The 10,160-nt window shown below is 66.1% G+C and carries 9 protein-coding genes; 4 read left to right on the plus strand and 5 right to left on the minus strand.

Annotated features, from left to right (window positions below; translation table 11 throughout):
• Positions 1 to 995, minus strand: a 995-nt coding sequence (locus tag JWM94_RS02325; protein ID WP_299420929.1) for a malic enzyme-like NAD(P)-binding protein, incomplete at its 3' end; no start/stop codon positions are given.
• 211 nt (positions 996 to 1,206) lie between these two features.
• On the opposite strand from JWM94_RS02325, the gene mutS reads away from it, so the two are divergent.
• Positions 1,207 to 3,786, plus strand: coding sequence for a DNA mismatch repair protein MutS (gene mutS, locus JWM94_RS02330; protein WP_299420961.1), 2,580 nt, complete (start codon positions 1,207 to 1,209; stop codon positions 3,784 to 3,786).
• A 78-nt stretch (positions 3,787 to 3,864) separates the two neighbouring features.
• The gene (locus JWM94_RS02335; protein WP_299420933.1) at positions 3,865 to 4,254 is read left to right on the plus strand and encodes a helix-turn-helix transcriptional regulator; all 390 of its coding nucleotides are present in this window, start codon (positions 3,865 to 3,867) and stop codon (positions 4,252 to 4,254) included.
• A gap of 6 nt (positions 4,255 to 4,260) precedes the next feature.
• On the opposite strand, the gene JWM94_RS02340 is transcribed toward JWM94_RS02335, so the two are convergent.
• A complete protein-coding gene (locus JWM94_RS02340; RefSeq protein WP_299420937.1) occupies positions 4,261 to 4,734 on the minus strand; it encodes a nuclear transport factor 2 family protein in 474 nt (157 codons plus the stop codon).
• A 90-nt stretch (positions 4,735 to 4,824) separates the two neighbouring features.
• Between JWM94_RS02340 and JWM94_RS02345 the strand changes: the two genes are divergently transcribed.
• Together JWM94_RS02345 and JWM94_RS02350 are read left to right on the plus strand one after the other, a co-directional pair.
• On the plus strand, positions 4,825 to 7,608 hold the full coding sequence (locus tag JWM94_RS02345; RefSeq protein WP_299420941.1) for a [protein-PII] uridylyltransferase: 2,784 nt from the start codon (positions 4,825 to 4,827) through the stop codon (positions 7,606 to 7,608).
• A gap of 48 nt (positions 7,609 to 7,656) precedes the next feature.
• The gene (locus JWM94_RS02350) at positions 7,657 to 8,040 is read left to right on the plus strand and encodes a VOC family protein (protein WP_299420944.1); all 384 of its coding nucleotides are present in this window, start codon (positions 7,657 to 7,659) and stop codon (positions 8,038 to 8,040) included.
• A gap of 10 nt (positions 8,041 to 8,050) precedes the next feature.
• Here JWM94_RS02350 and JWM94_RS02355 read toward each other — a convergent pair whose 3' ends face one another.
• The 3 genes from JWM94_RS02355 to thrS form a co-directional block, all read right to left on the minus strand.
• Entirely contained in the window at positions 8,051 to 8,389 is a 339-nt protein-coding gene (locus tag JWM94_RS02355) for a VOC family protein (RefSeq protein WP_299420948.1), read from the minus strand.
• 12 nt (positions 8,390 to 8,401) lie between these two features.
• Positions 8,402 to 8,932 carry a translation initiation factor IF-3 gene (gene infC / locus JWM94_RS02360; protein ID WP_299420952.1) on the minus strand — a complete coding sequence of 177 codons (531 nt, stop codon included), beginning with the start codon at positions 8,930 to 8,932 and terminating at the stop codon, positions 8,402 to 8,404.
• 88 nt (positions 8,933 to 9,020) lie between these two features.
• On the minus strand, positions 9,021 to 10,160 hold a 1,140-nt coding region (gene thrS / locus JWM94_RS02365; RefSeq protein ID WP_299420956.1), incomplete at its 5' end, for a threonine--tRNA ligase.

A 10,160-nucleotide genomic window follows, 5' to 3' on the forward strand; every position in this document is an offset into this window, starting at 1 on the left:
AAGATGAACGGGAAGCCGAGCACGTTGTTGACCTGGTTGGGATAGTCGGACCGCCCGGTCGCGATGATCGCGTCGGGGCGCGCCGCCTTGGCGAGTTCGGGGCGGATTTCGGGCTCCGGGTTGGCCATCGCAAAGATGATCGGCGCGGGCGCCATGTCCTTGACCATGTCGGGCGTCACGGCGCCCGCCGCCGACAGCCCGAGGAACACGTCGGCGCCGACCAGCGCTTCCTTGAGCGTGCGCTTGTCGGTCTTGACCGCGTGCGCCGACTTCCACTGGTCCATGCCTTCGGTACGGCCCTGATAGATCACACCGGTGCGGTCGCACATGATCACGTTGTCGCCGCGCACGCCCATCGCCTTGATCAGTTCGGTGCACGCGATCGCCGCCGCCCCCGCGCCGTTCACCGCTACCTTGACCTCGGACATCTGGCGCCCGGTCAGCAGGCAGGCGTTGATCAGCCCGGCGGCGGTGATGATCGCGGTGCCGTGCTGGTCGTCGTGGAACACCGGGATGTTCATGCGCTCGCGCAGCGTCTGCTCGATGATGAAGCATTCGGGCGCCTTGATGTCCTCAAGGTTGATCCCGCCGAAACTGGGCTCGAGCAGTTCGACGCACTCGATGAAGCGTTGGACATCCTCGGTCTTCACCTCAAGATCGATCGCATCGACGTCGGCGAAGCGCTTGAACAGCACCGCCTTGCCTTCCATCACCGGCTTGGACGCCAGCGCGCCGAGATTGCCCATGCCGAGGATCGCGGTACCGTTGGAGATCACCGCGACGAGGTTGCCCTTGGTCGTGTAATCGTACGCCGTCGAGGGATCGTCGTAGATCGCCTGCACCGGCACCGCAACGCCCGGCGAATAGGCCAGCGCCAGGTCGCGCTGCGTCGCCATCGGTTTCGACGCGACGATCTCGATCTTGCCGGGGCGACCCTCGGAATGGAACAGCAACGCTTCGCGGTCGGAGAATTGAGCGGATTTCTCTTCGGTCATTCAGGAACCTCTCTGTTGACCCGTCTTTACGGGCCGCGCCCCGATAAGGAAACCGGCTTGCCCCCACCTGTCGCGGCCACCGATCGCCCGCGCCGACGGCCAACGGGCGAAAATCCGCACAATTTACCCACAGCAAAGCCGCAAAACGGGATTTGCGCGATGACGGGGCTGGGCTAACCCGCGATCGATGGCCCACGCCGCCCCTACCCCGATGATGGCGCAATATCTCGCGCTCAAGGCGGAAGCAGACGATTGTCTGTTGTTCTACCGCATGGGCGACTTCTTCGAATTGTTCTTCGACGATGCGAAGGTGGCGAGCGCGGTGCTCGACATCGCGCTGACCGCGCGCGGCGAGCATGACGGCGAGAAGATTCCGATGTGCGGCGTGCCCGCGCATGCGATGGTCGGCTACCTGCAGCGGCTGATCAAGGCGGGGCACCGCGTCGCGATCGCTGACCAGACCGAGAGTCCGGCCGATGCCAGGAAGCGCGGCGGATCGAAGGCTTTGGTCGCGCGCGCGATCGTCCGCGTGGTGACTGCGGGGACGCTGACCGAGGAAGCTTTGCTCGATGCGCGGACGGCGAACTGGTGCGTCGCGATCGGCGAGGCGGCGGGTGGGATCGCCGTTGCGGCGGCGGATGTCTCGACCGGGCGGTTTGAGCTGGTCGAGACAGATGCCGGCGGATTGCCGGCGGAGCTTGCGCGGTTGAACGCGGCGGAGGTGCTGGCATGCGAGGGTAGCGCGTCCGAGCAATATGCCACCACGCTACGTCCACGCGGCGAGTTTGAATCGACCGCGGCAGAGACTCGGCTGAAGCGCGTTTATGGCGTCGCGACGCTCGATGGCTTCGGGCAGCTATCGCGCGCCGGGCTCGCGGCTGCGGGCGGGCTGGTCGCCTATCTCGAGCATACCGCCAAGGGCGCCCTGCCCTTCCTGCGCGCCCCGCGTATCGCGAGCGCGGCGCAGGCGATGGCGATCGATGCCGCCACGCGCGACAGTCTGGAGCTGACCCAGACCCAGACCGGGCAGCGCAAGGGCAGCCTGCTCGACGCGATCGACCGGACGGTGACCGGCGCGGGCGCTCGGTTGCTCGCAGCGGACATCGGCGCGCCGCTGATGGACAAGACCGCGATCGACGCACGACTCGACCTGGTCCAGCGGCTCCACGACGATGGTGGCTTGCGCGAGAGCCTGCGCGCGACATTGCGCAGCCTGCCCGATATCGGCCGTGCGTTGGGGCGGATCGCAGCGGGGCGCGGGAGCCCACGCGATCTCGGCCAGCTCCGCGACGGGCTCGACGGCGCGTGGCTGCTCGGCGAGCGGATCGATGCGCTGGCCGAACCACCGCCATTGCTCGCGGACATCGCGCCGCGACTACGCGGGCACGGCGCGCTGATCGACTTGCTCAAGCGCGCGCTGGTGCCGATGCCGCCGATCGACGCGTCGGATGGGGGCTATGTCGCCGAAGGATATGACAGCGCGCTTGACGATTTGCGCGACGTCGGCGCGGGCGGGCGGCGGGCGATCGCCGCGCTGGAAGCCGAATATCGCGGGCGTACCGGCGCCACCGCGCTCAAGATCCGCCACAACGGCGTGCTCGGCTATCATGTCGAGGTGCCGGCTAGGGTTGCCGACCCGCTGATGGCCGCCGACAGCGGCTTCACCCACCGCCAGACGCTCGCCGGGGTTGTACGCTTCAACGCACCCGAGCTGCACGAACTGGCGATGAAGGTGACGCAGGCGGGCAGCCACGCGCTCGCCGCCGAGGCCGCGCATCTCGAGGACCTCACCGCGACCGCGCTGGCCGGGCGCGAGGCCATCGCCGCGACCGCCGATGCGCTCGCGCAGCTCGACGTCGCGGCCGGCCTTGCAGAACGCGCCGCCGAGGATGGATGGGCGCGGCCGCACCTTGTCGATCATCCTTGTTTCGACATTACGGGTGGCCGCCACCCGGTGGTCGAGGACGCCGTGCGCCGCACCGGCGAGCGCTTCGTCGCCAACGATTGCGGCCTGTCCGAAACCAACCGTCTGTGGCTCGTCACCGGCCCGAACATGGGCGGAAAGTCGACCTTCCTGCGCCAGAACGCGCTGATCGCGGTGCTCGCGCAAGCCGGCAGTTTCGTCCCCGCGACCAGCGCTACGCTCGGGCTGGTCGACCGCCTGTTCAGCCGCGTCGGCGCGTCGGACAATCTGGCGCGCGGGCGATCGACCTTCATGGTCGAGATGGTCGAGACCGCCGCGATCCTGGCGCAGGCGACGCCGCAATCGTTCGTCATCCTCGACGAGGTCGGGCGCGGCACATCCACCTACGACGGGCTCGCCATCGCCTGGGCGGTGGTCGAGGCGATTCACGAGGACAATCGCTGCCGCTGCCTGTTCGCGACGCATTATCACGAGCTGACCCGGCTGGCCGAGCGTTGCGACGCGCTGACGCTGCACCATGTCCGTGCCCGCGAGTGGAAGGGCGAACTGGTGCTGCTCCACGAACTCGCCGACGGGCCGGCCGACCGCAGCTACGGCCTCGCCGTCGCGCGGCTCGCGGGGCTGCCGCCCGCGACGGTCGCCCGCGCCAAATCGGTGCTCGCCAAGCTCGAAGCCGGCCGCGCCAAGACCGGCGGGCTGGCGGCCGGGCTCGACGATTTGCCGCTGTTCGCCGCGGCTGTGGAGGCCGAGGAAGAGGAGTGCGACGCGATCCGCGCCGAGGTCGAAGCGCTCGACATCGACGCGCTCACCCCGCGTGACGCGCTCGACACCTTGTACCGTCTCAAGACTCTCGCCCGGAACGGCTGACCCCGCGCTTGTTGCGCAGGCGACACAATGGTGCGATCTTCCGCCCCGGGGGAGTTGCGACTCATGGAAATGCGGCGGTTGAGCGATCCACCCGCGGAAAGCGGGCTGTTTCCGGCGTCCGGGCCAGGCATGCTGGCGATGCCGACACCGTCGCTCGCGGTCGCGGGGCCGACCTTGCGTACCGCACGCGAACGGATGGGCATGTCGCTCCAGGATGTCGCAGCCGAAACGCGCATCGCTGTGCGTCATTTGGCCGCGCTGGAAGAGGCGCGGTTCGACGGCTTCGCCGCCCCCGTCTACGTGATGGGCTTCGCGCGCAACTATGCCCGCGCGGTCGGCGTCTCGCGCGACTGGATCAGCGATTGCCTACGCGACGCGGTCGAGGCGCAGTTCGGGCAGCGCAGCCGGTTCGATCTCGGCTGGAGCCACGAAGGCGCCGCGCACGCGGCGCGCTTCGGGCGGAGTTGAAGCCGGCTATTTCACCGGGTTCGGGTTGGGTCCGGTCCAAGTCCAGGCGGCGATCTTCCATCCGGCTGCGGTCTTCGTCAACGCGAACGTCATCTGTGCCTTTTCGCGCATCGGCACGCCCTTTTGCTTGAACGTGTAGACCGACGGCACGATCACATAGGCGGCATCGCCATCGACCAGTTCGCGAGTCGGCGCGCCAACCGACACCGCCGGATCGGTGATGCCATTCGCCTTCGCGTCCTTGTCGTAGCTCGCGCCCCAGTCGCCGAACGATTTTGGGCCGGACCACATATAGGGCGCAATCTCATCGACGATCGTCGCGCCGGTCGAGACATGCGTCGCCATCGCGCCCGCGACATCGCCCTTGTTGAAGCTGTCGATAAACGTCTTGATCGGCGCCTCGACCGCGCCGTTTTGCGCCTGCGCCGGCACCGCCAACAACAGTCCTGCCGCCAGCCCGATGATCGCGAATGGTCTCATGATGCCTCCCCCTTTGGCGGTTATCGTAGCATTCTGCCGGGCTTTCGCGAAGGCGTGACGCGCCGCGACTTCGCGCCTATTCGTGCGCGCATGTCCTCGCGCTTCGCCAGTCTGCCGCATCGCCGCGCAATCATCGACCGGCGTTCGCTGGCCGAAACGCTGACGGCGATCGAAGGCAGCGATCGCGTCAAGCTGCGCCAGACGGCGACGAAACACCTCAAAGCCGCGCTGACCACGGGCCGCGCCGAGATCGACCGGCGGCTGGTCGAACACCCGTCACGCGGCTTGGAGATTGCCGCCAGCCAGGCATTCCTGATCGACCAGATCCTGCGGTTGCTCTACGATTTCACGACGCAGCGGCTCTATCCGCTGAGCAATCCGACCGCCGCCGAGCGGCTTACGCTGATCGCGGTTGGCGGGTACGGGCGCGGCGAGATGGCGCCCTATTCGGACGTCGACATCGCCTTCCTGACGCCGTGGAAGGAAACCCCGTGGCACGAGCAAGTGGTCGAATCGATCCTCTATGCGCTGTGGGACCTGGGGCTGAAGGTCGGGCAATCGACCCGCAGCATCGACGAGATGGTGCGCCAGGCGAAGTCCGACGTGACGATCCGCACCGCGCTGCTTGAGGCGCGCTACGTATGGGGCGACGAGAACCTTTACGAAGAGGCCGCGCGCCGGTTCAAGGCGGAGGTTCAGTCGGGCACGGCGCGTACCTTCATCGCCGAAAAGCTCGCCGAGCGGGATCTGCGCCACAAACGGATGGGCGACACGCGCTATGTCGTCGAGCCCAACGTCAAGGAGGGCAAGGGGGGCTTGCGCGATCTCCACGCGCTCTTCTGGATCGGCAAATACGCCTATGACGTCCAGGCGGCGGCCGAACTGGTCGACAAGGGGCTATTCAGCCGCGCCGAATATGCCCGCTTCCACCGTGCCGACACGTTCCTGTGGGCGGTGCGGTGCCACCTCCACGCGGTCGCGCACCGCGCCGAGGACCGGCTCACCTTCGACCTGCAGCGCGAGGTGGCCGAGCGGATGCGGTTTGCCGACCGGCCGGGCAAGTCCAAGGTCGAGCGATTCATGCATTACTATTTCCTGCAGGCGAAGGCGGTCGGCGACCTGACCGGCGTGTTCCTCGCGCATCTCGACGAGAAATTCGCGGCGCGCGGGCGGCGCTTCGGGCTGCCGACGCTGAGAAGGCGGCCGTCCAAGCTCAACGGGTTCGTGCTCGACCGCGGGCGGCTGGCGCTGCCCAACGACAAGTTCCTGACAGAGAAACCGACCCGGCTGATCGAGATGTTCGTGCTGGCCGACCAGCACGATCTGGAAATCCACCCGCTGGCGATGCGAAGCGCGTCGCGCGACGCCAAATTGGTCGATGATATCCGCCGCGATCCGGTCGCCAACGCGCTGTTTCTCGACGCGCTGACCAGTCACCATCATCCCGAACTGGCGCTGAAGGCGATGAACGAGGCCGGGGTGTTCGGCCGCTTCGTACCCGATTTCGGGCGCGTCGTGGCACAAATGCAATTCGACATGTATCATCACTTCACGGTTGACGAGCACACCATCCACGCGATCGGTTTGCTCAGCCGGATCGAAAAGGGCGAGCTGGAGGAGGACCATCCGCTCAGCCACGAGATCATGAAGCAGATCGCGTCGCGGCGGGTGCTCTATGTCGCGGTGTTGCTGCACGACATCGCCAAAGGGCGCGGCGGCGATCATTCGGTGCTGGGGGCCGAGGTCGCGATGCGGCTATGCCCGCGCTTCGGGTTGACCCCGGCCGAGACCGAGACGGTGGCGTGGCTGGTGCGCTGGCACCTGTTGATGTCGGCGACCGCGTTCAAGCGCGACCTCTCCGACTTCAAAACGATCCTCGATTTCTGCGAGGCGGTGCAAAGCCCCGAGCGCCTCCGCCTCCTATTGACGCTGACCGTGGTCGATATCCGCGCGGTCGGGCCAGGCGTGTGGAACGGGTGGAAGCGCCAGTTGCTGACCACGCTCTACGAAAGTGCCGAAGAGGTGCTTCGGTTGGGACACAAACAGAAGGGCCGCAGCGAGCGTGTCGCCGGCAAGCAGGAGGCGGTCGCGGCAACGCTCGGCTGGGAGCCGAAGCTGTTCGCCAAAACCGTCAAGCGCCTGCCCGAATCCTATTGGGTTGCCGAATCCGAGGACGTGCTCGCGGCCAACCTGAAGCTGATTGCCAGCGCCGACACAGCGCCCCTGTCGATCGCCACCGCGGTCGATCGCGACCGCGGTGCGACGCTGGTGACGATTTACGCCGCCGATCATCCCGGGCTCTTCTATCGCATCGCGGGCGCGATCAGCGTCGCGGGCGGCAACATCATCGACGCGCGAATCCACACCACGCGCGATGGCATGGCGCTCGACAACTTCCTCGTCCAGGACCCGATCGGCCGGCCGTTCGACGATGCCAAGCAGCTTAGCCGGTTGACCCGCGCGATCGAGGACGCGCTGGCCAACCGCACCAGGCTCGCCGACCGGCTCAAGGCCAAGCCGCTGCCGCGCCCGCGCGCTGAGGCGTTCGACATCAGCCCGGCGGCGTTCATCGACAACCACGCCTCGAACCGCTTTACCGTGGTCGAGGTCAATGCGCGCGATCGTCCGGCGTTGCTTTCCAGCCTCGCGCATGCGCTGTTCCAGTCGAAGGTGACGATCCATTCGGCGCACGTCGCGACCTATGGCGAGCGCGCGGTCGACACTTTCTATGTGACCGACCTGACCGGCGACAAGATCGACACCGCGAGCCGGGTCAAGGCGCTCGAACGCCGACTGGTCGAAGCCGCGTCGGGCGAAGTCGCGGAAGAGATCGAAGCGGATTCGCGAAAATCACCCGTTCGGGCGATGGTGTAGCGTCGCACCAACGGCGATAACGGTGCGGCAGACAGAGGAGACACGACGATGCCGGTATTGGGGATTGGCGGATTGTTCTTTCGGGCGGCCGACCCGGACGCGCTCAACACATGGTATCGCGAGCATCTCGGCGTCGGTGCGGGATGCGCCGCCGAGGATACCGGGCCGGTCGACGAATGGAGCTGGAACACGCAGGGCGGGCCCGTCGTGTTCTCGCCGTTCAAGGCGGCAACCGATTATTGGGCGGCGGACAAGCAGTACATGCTCAACCTGCGCGTGAGCGATATCGACGGGCTGATCGCCAGCCTGACCGCGAGCGGGATCGAGGTGATCACCAAGCCCGAATGGAACGACCCGTCGATCGGCAAGTTCGCACGGACCCACGATCCCGAGGGTAACGCGATCGAGTTGTGGGAACCGCCGGCGGCGTAATCCGGACGCGTCACGGCCGTTCGTGGCGTGGCTGATACAATCCTAGTTTACCGCCGCCGGGCAACGTGATCTTGGTCAGCCGGCCCCATGGTTGCGCCGTCACCGGGTCGCACGCCACGCCCTTCGCCGCGAGCGCGGCGATCTCGGCATCGACATCGTCGCACATCAGGAAGAATTCGTGGTGGTTGTTGGTCTCGCCCGGATGCACGGCGACCTCGGATTCGGGCAAGGCGAAGATCAGCCAGCCATGCCCCACATCGACGTGACGGAATTCGAGCACGTCGCGCAGGAACGCGCGATCGGCATCGGCATCGGACGAATAGATGACGACATGCGCGCCGTTGATCATCGCACCTCCCGGTTACTTAGGCGATAGGACCATCAACATCTGTCGCCCCTCCATTCGGGGGTACGACTCCACCTTGGCGTCCTCTACGGTGTCGTCCTGGACCCGCTTGAGCAAGTTCATGCCGAGCTGGCCGTGGCTCAGTTCGCGACCGCGGAAGCGCAGCGTGATCTTGACCTTGTCGCCCTCGCCGATGAACTTGTGCACCGCCTTCATCTTCGTCTCATAATCATGATCGTCGATGTTGGGACGCATCTTGATCTCCTTGATCTCCTGCGTCTTCTGGCTCTTGCGCGCGAGGTTGGCCTTTTTCTGGGCCTCGTACTTGAACTTGCCGACATCGAGGAACTTGGCGACCGGCGGGTCGGCGTTGGGCGACACTTCGACCAGGTCGAGACCCAGTTCGTTGGCCTGCTCCATCGCTTCCTTGGTGTACATGACACCGAGATTCTCGCCCTCGTGGTCGATCACGCGGACCTTGGGCGACTGGATGAATTCGTTGAATCGGGGGCCGTTCATCGGCGGCGCCTGCAAAGGCCGGCGCATATTGGGCGGTGGGATAGGTAGAGCTCCTGTGGTTGTTGGACGGTCGATATAGTGTTTTTGTGGGAAAGGCGAAAGCCTCCCCGCGATGTCAGGTCAGATCGGGCGGCAACGCCGCCTGGACTAGCTGCGCGGTCACGTCGGCGAGGCTCAAAATCTGCTGCCGTTCGGACCCAAGCTGGCGCAGCGCGACCGTGCCTTCGTCGGCCTCGCGCTTGCCCACAACGAGGAGGTTCGGGACCTTGGCCAAGCTGTGTTCGCGCACCTTGTAGTTGATCTTCTCGTTGCGAAGATCGGTATCGACCCGCAGCCCCGCCTTCCGCAGTTCGGCCGCAACCTGCTCGGCATATTCATCGGCGTCCGACACGATCGTCGCGACCACCGCCTGCACCGGCGCGAGCCAGACCGGGAGCTTGCCGGCATAATGCTCGATCAGGATGCCGATGAAGCGCTCATAGCTGCCGAAGATCGCGCGGTGGAGCATGACCGGGCGGTGGCGCTCGCCGTCCTCGCCGACATAGCTCGCGTCGAGCCGCTCGGGCAGTACGCGGTCGGACTGAATCGTGCCGACCTGCCACGTCCGCCCGATCGCGTCGGTCAGATGCCATTCGAGCTTGGGCGCATAGAAAGCGCCCTCGCCCGGCAGTTCCTCCCAGCCGTATTCGGGTGTATTGAGCCCGGCTGCTGCGACCGCGTCGCGCAGTTCGTTCTCGGCCTTGTCCCAATCCGCTTCCGATCCAAAGCGATTGTCGGGGCGTAGTGCGAGCTTGATCGCGTACTTGAACCCAAAATCGCGATAGATGCGGTCGGCGAGGCGGCAGAAATCCTGCACTTCGTCGACGATCTGGTCCTCGCGGCAGAAGATGTGCGCATCGTCCTGCGTAAACTGGCGCACGCGCATCAGCCCGTGAAGCGCGCCGTGCGGCTCGTTCCTGTGGCAACAGCCGTTTTCATACAGCCTGAGCGGCAGGTCGCGGTACGACTTGATCCCCTGGCGGAAGATCAGGACGTGCGCCGGGCAGTTCATCGGCTTGAGCGCCATCCAGTCGCCCTTGCCCGACACCAACGCGCCCTCATCCTCGACGTTCGGCACTTCGTCGGGGATGACGAACATGTTCTCTCGATACTTCCCCCAATGGCCGGACTGCTCCCATTGGCGCGCATCCATTACCTGCGGCGTCTTGACCTCGCGATAGCCGGCGGCGTCGATCGCGCGGCGCATATACGCCTC

This window comes from Sphingomonas bacterium, from assembly GCF_028289855.1.
In the GTDB taxonomy this organism is placed as follows: Bacteria; Pseudomonadota; Alphaproteobacteria; order Sphingomonadales; family Sphingomonadaceae; genus Sphingomonas.